Raw genomic sequence first — 18144 nt, 5'->3', positions numbered from 1 at the left:
CTCGCGTTCCCCGCCGGCTACAGCTAGAGCTGCGACACGTCGACGCGGCGATTGTCGGGTTTGAACGGCAGTGAGGCGACCGTCGCGCGGATCTCGCGCTGTGGCGTGCCCGGGCGACCCCACACCACGACCACCTCGGTGCCGGGCGCGCTGTGCTCCCGTGCGATCGTCACGAGCGAGATCATCTGCCGGAGTGTCGGACTCACGGTGCGGCCCGTTGCGACGCCCACGACCGCGCCGTCCTTCCGCACCGTGTCGAACGCAGGCCCCGCGACGCGCGGCAGCTCCATCGGCTCGGGCAGCGGCCCGTCATCCAGGAAGGCGGTGAGGACGGATGCCACGTCCTCGGCGTTCCAGACGAGCCCGGCGAGCACCCGCGTGGGCTCGCCTGCCGCCAGATCGGCCAGGAGCGCGTCCTTGCCGAGGAAGTCGTGCGTGAACTCGCCGCGCACCTGCCAACCCAGCTCGACCGGCTTGCGGAAGTAGTCCGTGAACCCTCCGGTGGGCACGAAGCTTCCCTCGATCCCGCCTTGCGTGAACTGCCATGCTGCGCCGGGAGTGATGGCCGCGGCAGGGAAGTAGTCCAGGCCGTTCGTCGCGATGCCGGCCTCGATGTGCTGCACCGGCTGCGCGCGGAGGCCCAGCTGCCTGAGGTCCGCGTCGGCGCCGGCGTCGCGGATCGCCCGCCACACGTCGTCGGCAGCATCCGCCGGACCGTGCACCTCGTAGCCGAGCTCGCCCGAGATGCCCGTCCGCAGCACCCGCACCTCCGTCCCGCCGAGGCGGGCAGGACGGCTCCGGTTGAAGCGCAGGTCACGCAGCGACTCGTCCAGCACACGCTCCAGCACGTGGATCGAGCGCGGACCCTGCACGCCGAAGATGAAGAGGTCCGGGCTGATGTCGTCGGCGGCGGCCTTCCATTCCCCTTGGCTAAGCCGCCAGAGGAGCCAGTCGCCCGACCCCGCCGTGTACAGGAACTCGTCGTCGGCGAGCCGCAGCAGGATGCCCTCGGAGGCGACCCACCCGTGCTCGTCGAGCTGCACGTGGTGCTTGACCTGCCCGAGCTCGAACCGCGACAGGTCGTTCATGCCGAGCCAGCCGAGGAACGACAGCGCCTCAGGCCCTGCCACGCGCACTTTGGCGAGCGAAGACCAGTCGCCGAGATACGCCGACTCCACGTGGGCGGCCGCCTCCTCCGCCCAGTGGGTGTACTCGCTGGGAAGGTACAACGGCCCGAAGCGCTTGACCGTGCTGCGGCCGTTGCCCTCGTCCTGCGCCGCAGCGGCCGGGCTGAAGATCGCCGGCCGCTCACGGTCGAAGGCACCTTGCGGATCGGCCTTGAGGCGGTCGTACCTCTCGCGTTGGTCGGCGGGGGACTGCGGCATCCGTCAGTCCTTCCGGTAGGTGGTGCGGGCGTACTCGTTGTACGGCGCGGGCTGCACGGTAGCGCGGATGCGCGGGAACCCGAGGTCGGCGTCGGGATCGGTGCCGTGGCCGGGGTGGTCGCCCCACACCACCTCGACCCGCGTGCCGGGCGCGGCGTGCGCCGTGTCGATGAGGGACAGCGCAAGCACCTTGCCGAGCGGCGCGATGCGGGCTGCCTGGAAGGTCGTGCCCACCAGGTCGTCGCCGGTCTCGATGCGCTGGCGGCCGTAGTTGTTGAGGTACGCGTCGTCGGCGCCGAGCGCGCGGACGTCATCGGCGTCGAGCTCGAGGGTCACCTTGGTGCGGTGCACCTGATCCTTTGCCGCCATCAAGGCGTCGCGGCCGATGAAGTCGTGGTTGAACGAGATCGAGCGGCCGTAGCCCAGCTCCCACGGCGACGTGTAGTAGTCCTCGATGCGGTCGGAGTAGAACGAGCCGTACAGCGGGTTCTGTCCCTCGTAGGTGAACAGGCCGAGGCGCTGACGGTAGTCGGCGAGGGTCGGATCCGTATAGATCGCCGGCGTCGGCGTGGGGATCCAGCCGCTCTCGATGCCGTTCGTCGCGTACGACAGCGCGCCCACGAGCGAGATGCCGAACTCCTCACCGGCGGCGGTGAGGGCCTCCTTCACGGCGTCGTGGTCGGCGTAGTCGCCGATGAACTCGTAGCCCGCCTGGCCCGCCATGCCGTGCCGCAGCGCCCGGAACGAGCGACCGGCGAGCGTGACGGGTGTCGAGTGGAAGAACTTCGTCTCGGGCAGGGGCCCGCCGAACGCCTTGTGGACGACATCCAGCGCGCGGGGTCCCTGCACCTGCAGGCGGAAGAGCCGCGGCTGCTCGCCGAAGCGGAACTCCATCGAGCCGTCGGTCTCGAACTCGACGTCGTAGCCGCCGGCCGCCGCGTGCGCCGTGACCCAGTTCTGCGCCGCAGGGACGCCGCTGAGCACGAACGACTCCTCGCCGTCGCGCAGCAGGATGCCGTCGGTGATGATGTTGCCGTCCGCGGCCACGGGCACGAACTGCTTCGCCTGCCCGATCTCGAAGTTCTCGACGTTGTTGGCGCTGACCTCGCCGAGCAGGCGCCGCGCGTCGGGGCCGCGCAGGAACGTGTCGGACATGTGGAACGAAAGGTCGGACAGCGTGACCTGAGTGCGCCAGGCGGTCTGCTCCACACCCCAGCCGGCGTACTCGTCCTCGACGACCGGCGGCTTCCACGGATCCGAACCCGGCTTCCAGAGCAGGCGGATCGGCGATCCGGCCTCGTCGATGCCCTGCTGCAGGCTCACGAACTCCCATGCCATGTGCGGCTCCTTTGCCTCGGGTTGCGAATCGGATGTCGCAGAGTCCCAGATGTATGGAGAAGTGTAAGTCAGCTGAAACCACCTGCCAAGAGACCGAACGGATGCTGCGGCGAGATGTTCGCCGCATGCTTCGGGCGGGTGCGCGGTGGCCTGTTAGCGTCGAGGCTCGCGCTCGTTCCCGATGGGCGCGAGGGGCAGGGTGAGGACCCCGCAGATCATGCACGGTTAGCTTGCCTGTTGGGGTCTGGGTCCATTCGCGGACCCGTATGTACCGTGGCAGGACCCGAGCACCAAGGCGGGTGTTCTAGCCCAGATCCGAGCGTGCAGAAGCGCTCGACAGTGACGCGAGGAGGCGTCCCACATGGCACTTGAGAAGCGATGGATGAAGGTGGTGGTCCCGCTGGTGGTCGTCGGCGCGATGCTCGCCGGCTGCTCCGGCGGAGGTGGCGAAGCCGCCCCGACCAGCACCGCGACGTCCGGCCCGCCGAGCGAGCCGACCGGCACGCTGCGCATCAACTGGGGCTCCGCGCCCAGCAGCTGGGCGCCCGGCGCTCGCATCGAGCCCGGCTACTACTACGTGCCGTACGAGTCGCTCGTGCTGCTCGGCGACAACAACGAGATCCTGCCGAACCTCGCCACCGAGTGGGTCGAAGAGCCGATGGCCCTCACCCTCACGCTGCGCGACGACGTGACGTTCCACGACGGCACGCCGTTCAACGCCGAGGCCGTCAAGGCCAACCTCGAGTACGTCCGCGACAACCCCGGCGCCTATTCCGGCCCGCTGCAGGCGGTCGCATCGATCGACATCGTCGATGAGTACACCGCCAAGATCAACTTCAAGTTCCCGGCGCCGACGTTCCTCACGATGCTGACGCGGAACAACGTGCTGATCGCCAGCCCGACGGCGATCGCGGACGGCACCGTGCTCACCGAGCCCGTCGGCACCGGCCCCTGGAAGTACGACGCCGCGAACTCGGTCGACGGCACGAAGTGGGCGTTCACCCTCAACGAGGACTACTGGGGCGACCCGGTGTACTTCGAGAACGTCGAGCTGTACGCGATCGCCGACGACACGTCGGCCGTCGCGGGTCTGCTCGGTGACGAGCTCGACGTCACCGACGTCGAGAACGACCAGTTCTCGCGCATCGAGGGCGTCGAGAACATCGACTGGTACGACTACAACGCCGTCCGCAACAACGTCGTCTTCTTCGACCGTGCTCCCGGCGGGGTCTTCGGCGACGTCGACGTGCGCAAGGCCGTCTGCTCGACGCTCGATATGGAGGCGTACCAGCAGTACGACCCCATGACGCTCGAGGTGCCGAACCAGCACTTCCTCGAGGGCGAGGTCGGCTACAACCCCGACATCGTCGGCTACCCCGCCGATCTCGACGAGGCGGCCGACCTGCTGGGCGACGCGACCGTCGAGGCGACCTTCCCGGCCGCTCCGTTCCTCAAGGGGCAGATCGAGTTCTTCGCCGACCAGATGAACCAGCTCGACGGCGTGAACATCACGGTGCAGGATCTCGCGGTCCCCGACTTCCAGTCGACCTGGAACACCGGAAAGTACGCGCTCGGCATCGGCCAGAACCCCGAGATCACGCCGTTCGACTGGTACTCCAGCTGGTTCGCGTCGACCGCGCGTCAGAACCCGTCGAAGTACGAGAGCCCGGAGCTCAAGGCGGCCGCGGATGCCGCGAAGGCGGCCGGCAGCTCGGAGGAGGCCGACGCCCTCTGGCAGGAGGTCATGAAGATCATCATCGACGACGAGGCGCTCGCGTGCGGGTTCGCCGTCGGTGGTCAGCGCATCGGCTGGAACACCGACACCGTCGCCGGTGTGCAGGAGTCCACCCAGCCGTACATGATCAATCTGATCGACTACCGCACCGTGTACCCGGTGGTCTCCGAGTAAGCCCACCCGCGCCGCCGAGGCGGCGCACCGACGAGACAGACCCGCAAGAGTAAGGAAGCAGCACCATGGGACGGCGAACGACAGGTCGGAGCACGCCGACATGCTGAAGCTCATCGGCTACCGGCTCGTCCTCGCCGTCCCGCAGCTGCTCATCGTCTCGCTGCTGGTCTTCTCCCTCACGTATCTCGTGCCCGGCAGTGTCGCGGCGGCCATCCTCGGTGATGCCGCCGCGACACCGGAGGCCATCGCCGAGGTGGAGGCGCATCTCGGCCTCGACCAGCCGTTCCTCGTCCGGCTCTTCGACTGGTACGCCGCGGCGGTCCAGGGCGACCTGGGCACGTCCCTGCTCTCCGGTCAGCCGGTGACCGACATGATCACCCAGCGCCTGCCCGCGACGCTCTCACTGGTGGTGGGCGGACTCGTCGTGGCGGTGATCGTCGGCATGGGCCTCGGAATCTTCGCGGGCATCAGGGCAGGCCAGCCCCGCGACCGGGCCGTGACCGGCCTGACCGCGTTCATGCAGTCCGTCCCCGAGTTCTGGCTCGGCCAGATCCTCGTGGTCGTGTTCGTCATCCAGCTGCACGTGGCTCCCGTCCTCGCCTGGACGCCGCCGTCTCAGGACGTCAGCAAATGGCTCGCGGGTCTGGTCCTCCCGGCGATCGCCCTCGGCATCGGCACGTCGGCCCTCATCGCGCGCCAGACGCGCACCGCGGTCGCCGAGGCGCTGAGCTCCCGCTACATCGACACGATGGTGGCGGCGGGTGTCTCCCGGAGACGGATCCTGTGGACGTACGCGTTCAAGAACTCGCTCGTGCCGGCGCTCGCCGCGATCGGCCTCGCGGTCGGCGTGCTCTTCGGCGTCAGCCTGGTCATGGAGAAGGTCTTCAGCTTCCCCGGGCTCGGCACGCTCATGCTGCAGAGCGTCCTGGCGAAGGACTTCCCGGTGGTCCAGGGCGTGGCGCTCATCATCGGCGTCATCGTCATCCTCGTCAACATGGTCCTCGACATCTCGTACGGACTCATCAACCCGAAGGCCCGACCCGCATGACCGACACGCAGTACGGCAAGACCGTCGCGATCAAGACGACGGCCCGGGACCAGAAGCAGGGCGCCAAGGTGGTGCGCCGGCTGCTGCGGCAGCCGCTCACGCTCATCGCGCTCGCCTGGCTCCTCGTCGTGGTCGTGTGGGCGGTGTTCGCCCCCTGGCTCGCGCCCTACGACCCGCTCGAGAACGACTTCATGAACGTGCTCCAGGGTCCGTCGCCCGAGCACTGGCTGGGCACCGACGAGAACGGCCGTGACACACTCAGCCGCATCATCTACGGCGCACGCGTCGCACTCGCCGTCGGCTTCGGGGCCGTCATCGTCGCCATGCTCATCGGCGTGCCGATCGGCCTGCTCCTCGGATTCCGGGGCGGCTGGACCGACCGCGTCGGCACCCGGTTCGTCGACGTCTTCGACGCCATGCCGGGCATCCTCGTCGCCTTCGCGGTCATCTCGATCCTCGGGCGAGGGCTCGCGCCGTTGCTGCTGGCTATCGGTCTCATGTTCTGCATGAACTTCGCCCGCATGGCGCGCGCGATCACGATGGCGGAGCGCAGCAAGCTCTACGTCGATGCCGCACGCGTCAGCGGTCTGCGAGAGAGCTCGATCGTCTTCAAGCAGGTGCTGCCGAACCTCGCCTCGCCCCTCATCGTGCAGGCGGCGATCATGACGGGCACGGCGATCATCATCGAGTCGGCCCTGAGCTTCCTCGGGATCGGGCTGGAGTCCGCCGTGCCTTCGTGGGGCGGCCTGCTCGGCGTCGCCGCGGCGAAGCTCGCGGTGCAGCCGTTCATGGCGATCCCGCCGGGCGTCGTGATCGTCCTCACCGTGCTCGCCTTCAACGTCATCGGCGACGGACTCAACGAGGCGCTCGGCGTCGGCCGCCGCAAGCCGTTCCGCCGCCCGAAGAAGATCGCCGACAACGTCGCGCAGGCGGCGCTCGTCGAGGGGCCCGCCGCCGGGGCGGTCGCGGCCGCCGACGCCGGCGGATTCCTCACACCGACCGGACCGGCCGGCGTGCCGGAGGGCGTCGTCGTCGCGCCGATCGTGCGCGACGACGAGGATGCCGCGCTCGCGCCGGCCGATGCCGGCAACGTGCTGGAGGTGCGCGACCTGCACATCGAGTTCCAGAGCGTCGAGAAGGGCGCCGTCGAACTCGTCAAGGGCGCGTCGCTCAGCATCGGCCGCGGTGAGATCGTCGGACTCATCGGCGAGTCCGGATCGGGCAAGTCGACGTTCGCCCGTGCGGTGCTGGGTCTGCTCGCACCCGGCATCGGCGTCTCGCACGGCTCGATCCTGCTCGACGGCGTCGACCTCGTCGGAAAGTCCGAGAAGCAGCTGCGCGGCGTGCGAGGAAGCAAGATCGCGGCCGTGTTCCAGGACCCGATGGCCGCACTCTCGCCGGTGCACACGATCGGCAAGCAGCTGGCAGAACCCCTCCGAGCGCATTTCCACCTCTCGAAGTCGGAGGTCCGCGCGCGATCGATCGAACTTCTCGATCGCGTCGGGGTGAAAGACCCCGAGACCCGGCTCCACCACTACCCCCACCAGTTCTCGGGCGGCATGGCCCAGCGCGTCGCCATCGCCATCGCCCTCGCGTCGCGCCCGGAGCTGATGGTGGCCGACGAGGCCACCAGTGCGCTGGACGTCACGACTCAGGCGCAGGTCCTCGACCTGCTGCTCGACCTCCGCGATGAGTACGGCATGGCGATCCTGCTGATCACCCACGATATGGGTGTCGTGGCGGAGGCGTGCGACCGTGCTGCCGTCATGTACCAGGGCGAACTGGTCGAGGTCACCGATTCTGCGGCGGCGCTGTTCGATGAGCCGCAGCATCCATATACGAAGTCGCTTCTCGCCGCACGCGAACGACGGCCGCGTCCCACCAAGGAGGTGGCACGGTGAAGACCGAGCTGAGCACCCCCGTCGCCGACGCCCGGCCCGAAGCGGGGCGGACGCCGCTGCTCGAGGTCACGGATCTGTCGATCAGCTACGAGGCCCGCAGCATCTTCCGCAAGGAGCGGAAGAACGTCGTCGAGGACGTGACGTTCGACATCCTGCCCGGGGAGACGGTGGGCCTCGTCGGCGAGTCCGGTTCGGGGAAATCGACCGTCGGGCGCGCGATCCTCCGCCTGCTGAAGCCGTCGGCGGGCGCGATCAGCTTCGACGGAACCGACGTCCTCGGTCTCGGCCGCCGGACGCCCCTGTCGTACCGACGCGACGTGCAGGCGGTCTTCCAAGACCCGTCGATGTCGCTGAACCCGAGGCAGCCGGCGTCGATGGCCGTCACCTCCGCCCTCAAGCGGCACGGCATGGGCAACCCGGCGGAACGCGAGCGCATCGCCGCCGAGACGTTCGACCACGTCGGCCTGACCCGCGCGCATCTCGAGCGCTACCCCAGCGAGTTGTCGGGCGGCCAGCAGCAGCGCGTCGCCATCGCTCGCGCGCTCGTGCTCAAACCGCGCCTGGTCGTCTGCGACGAGGCGCTGAGCGCGCTCGACCTGTCGACGCAGAACCAGATCATCAACCTGCTCGTCGATCTGCAGGCGGAGACGGGCATGAGTTACCTGTTCATCGGGCACAACCTCGAGATCGTGCGGCATATCTCCGACCGGATCGCGGTCATGCGCCTCGGCCGGCTGGTCGAGTTCGCCGAGGCGGCTCGGGTGTTCGACGATCCGCAGCATCCGTACACGCGCAAGCTGCTCGGCGCGACGCCCGCGCAGCACCCCGCAGGACGAGACGAGCGGCGCGCCGTACGCGCGGCGTTCGCCAAGGCTCATGCGGAAGGACTCGTGCCGGTCGTCTGACGGCAGGCGGCAGAATCCGTTCTGCGGTGTCTTCAGACTGAGGTTGCGATCCTTGCAACCTCGGAATAGAGCTGTGCAGATCGTGCATAGGTAGGCTCCATTCAGTTCACGACGACGGTCGTCGGGAACGGGGAGGTCGCCGTGGATCGTCTGGTCGTCATGAAGACGTTCGTCACCGTCGCGAAGTCGTCGAGCTTCAGCGCTGCGGCGCGGGAGCTCGCGATCTCGGGCTCGCTGGTCTCGCGCCACGTCGCCGATCTCGAGCGGCAGGTCGGCGTGCGACTGGTGAACCGCACGGCGCGCTCGGTGAGTCTCACCGAGGCGGGGAAGCGCTACGCCGAGTTCGCCGAGCGCATCCTCGACGAGATCGACGACGAGGATGCCTCGCTCTCGGGTTCGCGCGACGCGCCGGAGGGGACGCTGTCGATCATCTGCCCGAAGTGGATCGGCACCCTCGAGGTCGGTGACGCGATCGCCGCGTTCGTGCGCGAGCACCCGAAGATCCAGGTGCGCTTCGAGCTCGGCGGCATGTCGGACCGGAACTACGACTTCCTCGACCGCGGGTACGACGTCGCCTTCCACACCCGCGACCTGCGCGACTCGAACGTGCTGGTGCGCCGCGTCTCCGAGCTGCCGTTCGTGCTCGCAGCCTCGTCCGACTACCTGCGGCGCAAGGGCACGCCCGAGACGGTCGCCGAGCTGAACGACCACCTCTGCCTGCTGCATCCGAACGACCCGGTCTGGCGGCTCGGCTCCGGCGCCGACACGATCCACTTCAAGGTGCAGGATGCTGCGGTCATCGCCAACTCGTACCTGGTGATCGAGAAGCTCCTGGAGGAGGGATGCGGCATCGCCCTCATCCCGCGCCGCCCCGCCGAGGCCCGGCTGGCGACGGGGGATCTCGTCGAACTGCTTCCCCAGCACCAGCCGCCGGCGCGTGCTCTCTACGCCGTGCACGGGCCGGGTGGACGCACGCCCGAGCGGGTGCGCATCTTCCTCGACTTCATGACGGCCTGGTTCCGCACGCGCGCCGCCGCGACGGCGTGAAAGAGCCGGGATGCTCCGCGGCATCCGACTCCGCGGGGTTCGGGGCGTGAATTCTCCATTGGGGCGCACAATTCCCGCCCCGACGGACGAATCGCGCCCCAAGACGCGGTGTGGACCTTCTTGCGCCTCGAAAGTGATTATGTTTTGATAATCAAATCGGGCGAGGAGGCTTGATGAGCGAAGACGCACGCCACACGGATCCGACGTTCCGGCTGCTGGCCGAGCTGGTGATCGACATCGCGCGGGAGATCCAGCTCCGGGCGGTGCAGACGACGCCTGTCGTACCACTGACCCAGACCCAGGGGCAGGTGATGCGCTACGTGCACAACCACCCCGGGTGCTCGGCCTCCGACATCGCTGACGGCAGCGGCCTGCAGCGCGCCAACGTGAGCGTGGCGCTGCGTGACCTGCGCGGCCGCGGCTACATCACGTCACAGCGCGACGAGGCCGACGGCCGTGCGATCCGCATCGACGCGACGCCGCTCGCCGACGAGACCATCGGCAAGCTCCGCACCTCGTGGGCGGGGCTCGTCGAGGGCGCGTGGCACGCCGGCGCCGACGGCGCGCCCGTGCCCGAGTCGGCCGTCGATGCCCTCGCCCGCATCCGCGCGGGCCTGCATGCAGACCGCGCAACGAAAGGGTTCGCGTCGGAGGCTCCCGCCCTCTCGGCACAAGGCGCAGACTCGACCGCGACCCCACACGGAGAGGCCTGAGCGCATGTCGATCGAACGCATCGAATCCGTCGTGTACGGCGTCGACGACCTCGAGGAGTGCGCGCGGTTCTTCGTCGATTTCGGCCTCGAGCTCGTCGAGAAGACCGACGCCGAGGTCGTGCTCACCACGCAGGTCGACCAGCGTCTCGTGCTCAAGCGCATCGACGACCCGAGCCTTCCGGCATCCGTCGAATCGACGTCCGGCATCCGCGAGGTGGTGTGGGGCGTCGACACGCAGGAGGCGCTCGACGCGCTCGTGGCCGATCTCCGCACCGACCGCGAGGTCACGGTCGACGAGAACGGCGTCGCCCACACGCACGACGAGACGGGGTTCGGGCTCGCGCTCGCCGTCACCGCGCCGGAGCACGTCGACTACGACCCGCGCCGCTACAACAGCCGCGGCCACATCGAGCGCTGGAACCAGCCGCACACGCCGATCGCCGACATCCGTCCGATCCGCATGTGCCACGTCGCGCTCAACATCCCGAAGGCCGGAAGGGACGAGGCGATCGACTTCTACCTCGACCGCCTGAACTTCCGCGCCGTCGACATCGTCAAGCCGATGGGCGTGTTCATGCAGATCGAGGGCGACGACGACCAGCACAACTTCCTGCTGTGCCACCGTCCCGACCGCGCCGGCACGAACCACGTCTCGTTCGAGGTCTCGGGCTTCGACGATGTGATCGAGGGCGGCAACCACATGATCCAGAAGGGGTGGCGAGAAGCGCGCCGCCTCGGGCGGCACACGGTCGGCTCGAACGTCTTCCGCTTCGTGCACTGCCCCGCCGGCGGCCGCGTCGAGTACGCCGCCGACATGGACCGCGTCGACGACTCGTACCCCACGCGCGTCCACGAAGAGACCCCGCCGCACCACATCTGGGTGCTCGAGACCAACCGCGAGTCCGCGGTGCCCAACACGTCGGAAGGAACGGCCCTGCCATGACCATCGCAGCCGACACGCGAACGGATGCCACGACCCGCGCCGCCGAGATCTACTCGACCGCCCGGCTCGGCCTCTACATCGACGGCGAGTGGCGCGAGGGCGCCCAGGGCCGCACGTTCGAGGTGCTCAACCCTGTCGACGACTCGGTGATCGGGCGCGTCGCCCGGGCCGAGGCATCCGATCTCGACGACGCCCTCGCCGCCGCCGACCGGGCGTTCCCCGCTTGGCGCGACACGTCGGCGTTCGAGAAGGCGCGCATCCTCATGAAGACCGTCGCGCTGCTGCGCGAGCGGGCGCCCGAGATCGGCCGGCTCATGGCCGTCGAGCAGGGCAAGCCGGTGAAGGATGCCACGACCGAGGTGCTGCGCGTGTCGGGCACGCTCGAGTGGTGCGCGCAGGAGACCCGGCGCCTCTACGGCCGCATCATCCCGACCGACGTCGACACGTCGCTCACGGTGCGGTACGAGCCCGTCGGCGTCGTCGGCGCGATCGTGCCGTGGAACTTCCCCGCCGGCTCGCCGATGCGCAAGATGTCCGCGGCCATCGCCGCCGGCTGCACCCTCGTGATCAAGGCCTCGCAGGAGGTGCCCGCCACGGTGTGCGCGCTGGTGCAGGCGTTCCACGACGCAGGCCTCCCGGCCGGCGTGCTGAACCTCGTCTTCGGCCGCGGCGCCGAGACCGCCGAGCACCTCATCGACTCGCCGACCACGCGCCTCATCGCGTTCACCGGCTCCGTGCCGGTCGGCAAGGAGCTCAACGCCCGCGCCGGCGGACTCATGAAGCCGACGATCATGGAGCTCGGCGGCCACGCTCCCGTCATCGTCGCGGCCGACGCCGACCCGATCCAGGCCGCGCGCCGCGCGTCTGCGGCCAAATGGGCGAACGCCGGACAGGTGTGCACGTCACCCAGCCGCTTCCTCGTCCACGAATCCATCGCCGAAGCCTTCACCGCCGAGATGGTGCGGCTGGCCGAGGCGCTCGTCGTGGGCGATCCCCTCGACGACGACGTCACGATGGGCCCGCTCATCAACGCCAGGCGCGTCGAATCCACCGACGCACTGGTGACGGATGCTGTGGCCCACGGTGCGATCGTCGCCACCGGCGGGCACCGCATCGGCGAGAAGGGCTGCTTCTACGCGCCGACGATTCTCACGAACGTGCCGCTGGACGCCGAGGTGATGAGCGAGGAGCCGTTCGGCCCCATCGCCCCGATCACGACCTTCACCGATCTCGACGAGGCGATCCGCATCGCGAACTCGCTGCCCTTCGGCCTCGCGGCGTACGGCTTCACCGAGTCGGCGTCGACGGCCGACGTGCTCGCGCGCGGGTTCGAGGCCGGCATCCTCTCGATCAACCACTGCGGCGGCTCGGTCACCGAGGCGCCGTCCGGCGGAGTGAAGGAGAGCGGCCTCGGCCGGGAGTCCGGTCCCGAGGGCGTGCAGGCGTACCTCATCACCAAGCGCGTCTCGCACAAGCTGCGCTGAGGATCGTCGAGATGCGATACGTACGAGCCGCCCCCCGCTCGTTGAGCGAGCGAAGCGAGTCGAAACGCGCTGAGCCTGCGGACGGCCATGAGTTCTGGGGCATCGTTGATGGCGACGTCGTCATCGCGATCTCGAGTGCCCCGTGGCTGGCGTATGAGCGGGGGGCGCAGCATCCGCTCTCCTCCGTCGTGCTGCTGCCGCCGGCCGTGCCGGGCACGTTCTACGCCGCCGGGTTCAACTACAAGGCGCACAACCGTCACCACGAAGAGCTGGGGTACGACCCCGTGAAGGTCGGACCGCACCCAGAGGTGGGGTATCGCGCGCAGAGCGCGCTGGTGGGCCACGGCGCGGCGATCGTGAAGCCGGCCGACGTCGAGGGGCGCTTCGAGACCGAAGCCGAGGTGGTCGCGGTGATCGGTCGCACCCTGCGCCACGCGACCCGCGACGAGGCGAAGGCGGCCGTCTTCGGCTGGACGATCGGCAACGACGTGAGCGCCCGCGAGTGGCAGCACGCCGACCGCACGTTCTGGCGCGCCAAGAACGCCGACACGTTCAAGCCGATGGGCCCATGGATCGAGACCGACGTCGATCCGCTGCAGTCGATCACGACCGTGCGGCGCAACGGCGTCGTCGATGCATCGTTCGAGACCGGCGACATGATCTTCGACCCGTACGACTTCCTCGTCGAGATGACGAAGTACATCACCGTCCACCCCGGCGACGTGCTGTGGATGGGAGCCGACGGCAACACTCCGATGGATGTCGGCGACGTCATCGACATCGAGATCTCGGGGATCGGAACGCTCACCAACACCGTGGTCGCCGAGGGCGTCCGCATCGACACCAGCGTCGGCGAGGCCGCCGGCACCGACAGAGAGGGAGTGCCCGCATGAGCACCACCGACACCACCCAGGCGACCCCCGAGCCCGCCGCCGGTCCGAGCCACGTCGAGAAGGGCTTCAGCCTGCCCGAGCCGAAGTTCGACGACCAGGGCCGCAGCATCGAGCCGAAGTACATCCACCACGTCAACTTCCCGACGACCAACGTCGACCGGACGGTCGAGTGGTACACGAAGGTCTTCGGCCTCAAGCGCGTCATGCCCAAGAGCAACACCCGCGTGGTGCTCATGACCAAGGGGCGCTTCGACCTGCACTTCACGCCGGTCGAGGAGATGGACCGCATGGCGCCGTACCACTTCGCCATGGAGGTGGAGGACTGGGACGGCTTCCTCGGGCACCTCGACAGCCTCGGCATCCGCCACACGCGTCCGGTCGAGCGCCCCGAGAACCAGTCGAAGTTCTGCTACATCCACGACCCCGATCACACGATGATCGAGCTCGTCTACCACGGCAAGCGCCCCGCCTGACCTGACCTTTCTTCACCGGCTCGCCGTCCGCGGCGGGCCGGTCGAACCACCCTGCCCCGAGGAGGGACGCATGCCTACGGTCGACAACAACGGCACGACCATCTACTACGAGGTGCACGGCGAAGGATCGCCGATCGTCTTCGTGCACGGCTCCGGCGGCCACCACGCCGCATGGTGGCAGCAGGTCGCGGCGCTGCGCGACCGCCACACCATCGTGACGCTCGACCTCCGAGGCTTCGGCAATTCCGACGCCGACGCGACATATGACAGCCTCAACTTCCCCGGCGACATCGTCGCGGTGATCGAGGATGCGGATCTGACGGATGCTGTGCTCCTCGGCCAGTCCATCGGCGCGGCCGCCGCGCTCAAGGCAGCACTGCGCGTGCCCGAGCGCGTGCGCGGCGTGATCCTCGCGCACTCGCTCGGGGGGATCGACGCCCCCGAGGTCACGCCGCTCGTGAAGGCGGACCGCGCCGAGGCGGAGAAGCTCCCGGTGATCGACCGGCTCCTCACGAAGCGGTTCCGTGAGGAGGAGGCCGCGAAGACCTTCCTGTTCACGCAGATGGGCACGTTCAACAAGGCCCGCATGCAGGACCTCCGCAACCTCTCCAGCGACGGCCCGACGCCCGCCGATGTGGCCGGGTCCGGCATCCGCGTCGCGTTCCTCGCGGGGGAGAAGGACGCGGTGCTGAGCCCCGCGACGGTGACGAAGGCGCACGAGCTGATCGACGGGTCGCTCCTCGAGATCGTGCCGGATGCCCCGCACTCCATGTACTGGGAACGGCCCCAGCAGTTCAACGCAGCCGTGAAGAAGCTCGTCGACGCCCTGGCGCCCGTCGCCGTGGGCGCCGCCGCACAGAAGGAGGCCTGAAATGCCCAAGAACGTGATGCAGGACGACGCCGAGAAGATCATGGTGGTCGCCGAGCGGGAGGCGCTGCGGCTCGGCAAGGGGCTGTCGATCGCCGTCGTCGACTCGGGCGGCTTCATCGTGAGCATCCGCCGGTTCGACGGCGCCCGCCCGATGACCCCGCTCATCGCGCTGTCGAAGGCGTACACGTCGGCCGTCATGCAGCGCCCGAGCGGCATGCTCAAAGGCTGGTCGACGTCCGACCCGGTCTTTTTCAGCAAGGTCGGCGATCTCGGGCAGTTCCCCATCGTCGCGACCGGCGGAGGCGTGACCCTCAAGCGCGAGGGCGAGTTCGTCGGCGGCGTCGGCGTCTCGGGCGGCACGCCGCAGGAGGACGAGGCCCTCGCGCAGTCGATCCTCACCGAGCTCGGCTACGAGACCGACTTCGACGAATGGGCCGGGGCCAAGGGCGCCGGCGACCCCAAGCACTAGGAAGGCGCCGACGATGGCCAATCTCTTCTCGTACCGCATCGACAACCACGGCGACAACGTCCGACCCGACTCGATCCAGCAGGCGCGCAAGAAGTTCCGCGCCGGCGAGATCACCGCCGAGGAGCGCCAGCAGGTCGAGGACGACGCGATCCTTGAGTTCATCTCCTTCCAGCGTCACCTGACGCTCTCGTGCCTGTCGGACGGCAACTTCCGCGACGGCGACTACCGCAGCGCGGTGCTGCAATCGGTCGCGGGATTCAGCCGCGTGCCCGACGCGATGGAGCCCTCGGGCCTCGGCACCTGGACTGTCGACGGCCCGCTGAAGCAGCGCAAGCCGATCGCCACGGACGCGGCACGGTTCCTGCTCGACCACACGGGGTTCCCCGTCAAGGTGAAGCTGCCTTCGGCGGCCCACATCGCGGCGCACACCTATACCCCCGACGCACGGCGCGCGTACCCGGGCGCCGCCGCGGTGGGTGACGTGGTCGCCGAGATGCTGCGCGACGAGCTCGAGCTGCTGTTCGAGATCGGCGTGAAGTTCGTGCAGTTCGACAACCCGGACTACTTCACCTACCTCGCCGGCGGCGAGGTGGGCGAGATGTCGTTCGACGAAGCCCTCTCGATCGACGCCGCGGTGGTCGCCGGACTCGAGAAGGACGAGGACCAGAAGGTCGCCCTCACGATCGGCTGGGAGGACGACCTTGCGGGAGACCTCGACGTCGCGCGGGCCGAGCGGCTGTTCGCGTCGGACTACGACAAGTTCACGTTCCCGTTCCATACCGACGCGGTCGTGGCGCGCAACCTCCCGACCCTCGTGCCCGACGACAAGCAGATCGGCATCGGCATCGTCGACGCGTTCGCCCCCGAGCTCGAGGACGTCGACACGGTGATGGCGCGCCTCGACGTCGCGCTCGACCAGCACGACTACGACCGCATCGGACTGCTGCCCAACCGCGGTTTCCAGCCGATCCACTACCGCGACGCTCCGCTCAGCATCGAGCAGCAGCGCAAGAAGCTCGAGCACGTCGAGACCTTCGCGACGATGGTGTGGGGGAACGAGGCGTGAGCGAAGCGGTGACGGTGGTGGCCCGCATCCATCCCGATCCGGAAAGGATCACGGATGCTGCCGCCGCCGTTCGCGCGGCAGTCGAGGGCATCCGAGCCGAGGACGGCTGCGTGCAGTACGACCCGCACCTCGCCGACGACGGCACGATCGTGATCGTCGAGCGCTGGGCATCGCGCGAGGCGCTCGCCGCCCACAACATCGGGGCGCCGGTGCAGGTGCTGCGCGACGGACTGAACGGCCTGACCGCCGCCCCGACCGAGGTCGCGGTCGCCGTCGCCCTCTGACCAGCCACCAGTCGGCGAGCGCGCCGACTCCCCCCCGCGGCGCGCTCGACGACCGGTCACTCTGCCGCGCCCGGATTCAGCTGACGCGATCCGTCGTGCGCGGTGACGCACGCGACGCTTCGAGCCGTGCGAACCGGTTGGGCCGGCAGTCAGCGGTCGTGAGCGACGTGCGGCACGTAGCGCGGCACCGACACCGCGAACCCGATTGCGCCCAGGAGCCCGACCCCGCCGACGACCGCGGTCGCCGCCGGCAACGAGGTGGCGGCGGTGATGAGGGCGATGAGGAGAGGGGTGGCGGCGGCTCCAGCATCCGTCAGCGTCCGCCATGATCCGAGGAACGGCGCCGGATCCGCGGGCGGAGCGACGTCGGCGCCGAGGGTCATCAGGATGCCGCTTGACAGCCCGTTGCCGACGCCCACGACGACCGCCCCGGCGACGAACCACGCGGTCGCCGCGTCGAGGTCGTGTGTGAAGGCGAGGCCGGCGAACGCGCCGCCCATCATCAGCATCGCCGGCACGCATGCCCACACCCGCCCCCAGCGGTCCATGATCTGGCCGCTCGAGTAGAACAGCGCGAACTCGAGGGCGCCGGTCAGGCCGACGATGAGAGCGATCGCTTCGGCATCGAGCCCCAGCGAGACGCCCCACAGCGGCAGCAGGTAGACGCGGGCCTGGCGGAGTCCGGACAGGGATGCTGCGGGCAGGCCCACACGCGCGAGCACGCCGCGATGGCGCCACATCGTGGGGAAGACCCCGTCCGATGCGGCTGCTGGCGTGCGAGTCGGCCGTGGAGGGTGCGCGGCATGCGGGTGGGAGGGCAGCAGCCCTTCGGTCGCGAGCTGCTCCTCGGGGTCGCTGCCGACGAGGACGAGCGCCACGAGGGCCACGAGCATCGCGAGGAAGAACCACACTGCGGCGTCCGTCGAGCCCGACCATGCGAGCAGCCCCGCCGCGATGAACGGCCCCGTGAACATGCCGAGGCGGAACGAGCCGCCCAGTACCGACAGCGCCCGGGCGCGGTAGCGCAGGGGCACACGCGTCGTCATGAACGCGTGCCGTGCGAGCCCGAATGCCGACGCGCACAGGCCGATGAGGAACGACGCGGCCGCGAGTACCGCGACGCCCGGCGCGACCAGCACGCCCACGCCGCCGGTCAGGGCGAGGCATCCGGCGATCGCCATCGTGCGCCGTTCGCCGATCCGCGCGACCAGCCACCCCGCGGGCAGGTTGCCGATCAGCCTGGCAACGACGATCACCGAGACGATGAGCGCCGCTTGGGCGAGGTCGGCGCCGAGGGATGCGGCGATCACCGGCAGCAGCGGCAGCAGTGCGCCCTCGGCGAGTCCGAACAGCAACGTGGGGCCGTAGATCATCGGCGCGAATCGCCACAGCATCCGCCGCGTGCCCGGGTCGAG

17 protein-coding genes are annotated in these 18144 nt (G+C 69.3%); 14 read left to right on the top strand and 3 right to left on the bottom strand.

Annotated features, from left to right (window positions below; all coding sequences use genetic code 11):
• Window positions 1–23: 23 nt before the first annotated feature.
• Both ACFQ7C_RS01870 and ACFQ7C_RS01865 read right to left on the bottom strand, forming a co-directional pair.
• Window positions 24–1385 carry a hypothetical protein gene (locus ACFQ7C_RS01870; protein ID WP_378897156.1) on the bottom strand — a complete coding sequence of 454 codons (1362 nt, stop codon included), beginning with the start codon at window positions 1383–1385 and terminating at the stop codon, window positions 24–26.
• Window positions 1386–1388: 3 nt separating this feature from the next.
• Window positions 1389–2723: an aminomethyl transferase family protein gene (locus ACFQ7C_RS01865; RefSeq protein WP_378897154.1), complete on the bottom strand. Its 1335-nt coding sequence runs from the start codon at window positions 2721–2723 to the stop codon at window positions 1389–1391.
• Between the two features lie 361 nt (window positions 2724–3084).
• On the opposite strand from ACFQ7C_RS01865, the gene ACFQ7C_RS01860 reads away from it, so the two are divergent.
• From ACFQ7C_RS01860 to ACFQ7C_RS01795, 14 genes are all read left to right on the top strand, one after another.
• Window positions 3085–4632 (top strand): ABC transporter substrate-binding protein, encoded by a 1548-nt coding sequence (locus tag ACFQ7C_RS01860; RefSeq protein WP_378897151.1) that lies wholly within the window; start codon window positions 3085–3087, stop codon window positions 4630–4632.
• A gap of 100 nt (window positions 4633–4732) precedes the next feature.
• Window positions 4733–5680, top strand: coding sequence for an ABC transporter permease (locus tag ACFQ7C_RS01855; protein WP_378897149.1), 948 nt, complete (start codon window positions 4733–4735; stop codon window positions 5678–5680).
• On the top strand, window positions 5677–7581 hold the full coding sequence (locus tag ACFQ7C_RS01850; protein ID WP_378897147.1) for a dipeptide/oligopeptide/nickel ABC transporter permease/ATP-binding protein: 1905 nt from the start codon (window positions 5677–5679) through the stop codon (window positions 7579–7581). Before ACFQ7C_RS01855 ends, ACFQ7C_RS01850 begins: the two co-directional genes overlap by 4 nt.
• A complete protein-coding gene (locus ACFQ7C_RS01845) occupies window positions 7578–8486 on the top strand; it encodes an ATP-binding cassette domain-containing protein (protein WP_378897144.1) in 909 nt (302 codons plus the stop codon). The genes ACFQ7C_RS01850 and ACFQ7C_RS01845 overlap by 4 nt, the downstream gene beginning before the upstream one ends.
• Window positions 8487–8627: 141 nt before the next feature.
• Window positions 8628–9533 (top strand): LysR substrate-binding domain-containing protein, encoded by a 906-nt coding sequence (locus ACFQ7C_RS01840; protein WP_378897141.1) that lies wholly within the window; start codon window positions 8628–8630, stop codon window positions 9531–9533.
• A 173-nt stretch (window positions 9534–9706) separates the two neighbouring features.
• Window positions 9707–10246, top strand: a complete 540-nt coding sequence (locus ACFQ7C_RS01835; protein ID WP_378897138.1) for a MarR family winged helix-turn-helix transcriptional regulator — start codon at window positions 9707–9709, stop codon at window positions 10244–10246.
• A 4-nt stretch (window positions 10247–10250) separates the two neighbouring features.
• Window positions 10251–11189: a VOC family protein gene (locus tag ACFQ7C_RS01830; RefSeq protein ID WP_378897136.1), complete on the top strand. Its 939-nt coding sequence runs from the start codon at window positions 10251–10253 to the stop codon at window positions 11187–11189.
• Window positions 11186–12673 carry an NAD-dependent succinate-semialdehyde dehydrogenase gene (locus tag ACFQ7C_RS01825; protein WP_378897134.1) on the top strand — a complete coding sequence of 496 codons (1488 nt, stop codon included), beginning with the start codon at window positions 11186–11188 and terminating at the stop codon, window positions 12671–12673. Before ACFQ7C_RS01830 ends, ACFQ7C_RS01825 begins: the two co-directional genes overlap by 4 nt.
• Before the next feature lie 11 nt (window positions 12674–12684).
• The gene (locus ACFQ7C_RS01820) at window positions 12685–13566 is read left to right on the top strand and encodes a fumarylacetoacetate hydrolase family protein (RefSeq protein ID WP_378897131.1); all 882 of its coding nucleotides are present in this window, start codon (window positions 12685–12687) and stop codon (window positions 13564–13566) included.
• The gene (locus ACFQ7C_RS01815) at window positions 13563–14039 is read left to right on the top strand and encodes a VOC family protein (RefSeq protein ID WP_378897129.1); all 477 of its coding nucleotides are present in this window, start codon (window positions 13563–13565) and stop codon (window positions 14037–14039) included. Before ACFQ7C_RS01820 ends, ACFQ7C_RS01815 begins: the two co-directional genes overlap by 4 nt.
• Window positions 14040–14109: 70 nt before the next feature.
• Window positions 14110–14910: an alpha/beta fold hydrolase gene (locus ACFQ7C_RS01810; RefSeq protein ID WP_378897127.1), complete on the top strand. Its 801-nt coding sequence runs from the start codon at window positions 14110–14112 to the stop codon at window positions 14908–14910.
• Window position 14911: 1 nt separating this feature from the next.
• Window positions 14912–15379, top strand: a complete 468-nt coding sequence (locus ACFQ7C_RS01805) for a heme-binding protein (protein WP_378897124.1) — start codon at window positions 14912–14914, stop codon at window positions 15377–15379.
• 13 nt (window positions 15380–15392) lie between these two features.
• The gene (locus ACFQ7C_RS01800; RefSeq protein WP_378897121.1) at window positions 15393–16445 is read left to right on the top strand and encodes a hypothetical protein; all 1053 of its coding nucleotides are present in this window, start codon (window positions 15393–15395) and stop codon (window positions 16443–16445) included.
• The gene (locus ACFQ7C_RS01795) at window positions 16442–16729 is read left to right on the top strand and encodes a putative quinol monooxygenase (protein ID WP_378897119.1); all 288 of its coding nucleotides are present in this window, start codon (window positions 16442–16444) and stop codon (window positions 16727–16729) included. Before ACFQ7C_RS01800 ends, ACFQ7C_RS01795 begins: the two co-directional genes overlap by 4 nt.
• Window positions 16730–16878: 149 nt before the next feature.
• Here ACFQ7C_RS01795 and ACFQ7C_RS01790 read toward each other — a convergent pair whose 3' ends face one another.
• A complete protein-coding gene (locus tag ACFQ7C_RS01790) occupies window positions 16879–18123 on the bottom strand; it encodes an MFS transporter (RefSeq protein WP_378897391.1) in 1245 nt (414 codons plus the stop codon).
• Between the last annotated feature and the right edge of the window lie 21 nt (window positions 18124–18144).

This window comes from Microbacterium sp. NPDC056569 (assembly GCF_042793475.1).
GTDB lineage: Bacteria > Actinomycetota > Actinomycetes > Actinomycetales > Microbacteriaceae > Microbacterium.
The sequence above is the reverse complement of the archived record's forward strand: the minus strand, read 5'-3'. Positions and strand labels throughout refer to the sequence as shown.

What these genes read in the sequence shown, in the direction of transcription:
- ACFQ7C_RS01870 (WP_378897156.1), bottom strand. Translation starts at nt 1,385, where the DNA reads ATGCCGCAGTCCCCCGCCGACCAACGCGAGAGGTACGACCGCCTCAAG.
- ACFQ7C_RS01800 (WP_378897121.1), top strand. Translation starts at nt 15,393, where the DNA reads ATGGCCAATCTCTTCTCGTACCGCATCGACAACCACGGCGACAACGTC.
- ACFQ7C_RS01805 (WP_378897124.1), top strand. Translation starts at nt 14,912, where the DNA reads ATGCCCAAGAACGTGATGCAGGACGACGCCGAGAAGATCATGGTGGTC.
- ACFQ7C_RS01815 (WP_378897129.1), top strand. Translation starts at nt 13,563, where the DNA reads ATGAGCACCACCGACACCACCCAGGCGACCCCCGAGCCCGCCGCCGGT.
- ACFQ7C_RS01835 (WP_378897138.1), top strand. Translation starts at nt 9,707, where the DNA reads ATGAGCGAAGACGCACGCCACACGGATCCGACGTTCCGGCTGCTGGCC.
- ACFQ7C_RS01825 (WP_378897134.1), top strand. Translation starts at nt 11,186, where the DNA reads ATGACCATCGCAGCCGACACGCGAACGGATGCCACGACCCGCGCCGCC.
- ACFQ7C_RS01820 (WP_378897131.1), top strand. Translation starts at nt 12,685, where the DNA reads ATGCGATACGTACGAGCCGCCCCCCGCTCGTTGAGCGAGCGAAGCGAG.
- ACFQ7C_RS01865 (WP_378897154.1), bottom strand. Translation starts at nt 2,723, where the DNA reads ATGGCATGGGAGTTCGTGAGCCTGCAGCAGGGCATCGACGAGGCCGGA.
- ACFQ7C_RS01855 (WP_378897149.1), top strand. Translation starts at nt 4,733, where the DNA reads ATGCTGAAGCTCATCGGCTACCGGCTCGTCCTCGCCGTCCCGCAGCTG.
- ACFQ7C_RS01810 (WP_378897127.1), top strand. Translation starts at nt 14,110, where the DNA reads ATGCCTACGGTCGACAACAACGGCACGACCATCTACTACGAGGTGCAC.
- ACFQ7C_RS01850 (WP_378897147.1), top strand. Translation starts at nt 5,677, where the DNA reads ATGACCGACACGCAGTACGGCAAGACCGTCGCGATCAAGACGACGGCC.
- ACFQ7C_RS01790 (WP_378897391.1), bottom strand. Translation starts at nt 18,123, where the DNA reads ATGCTGTGGCGATTCGCGCCGATGATCTACGGCCCCACGTTGCTGTTC.
- ACFQ7C_RS01830 (WP_378897136.1), top strand. Translation starts at nt 10,251, where the DNA reads ATGTCGATCGAACGCATCGAATCCGTCGTGTACGGCGTCGACGACCTC.
- ACFQ7C_RS01860 (WP_378897151.1), top strand. Translation starts at nt 3,085, where the DNA reads ATGGCACTTGAGAAGCGATGGATGAAGGTGGTGGTCCCGCTGGTGGTC.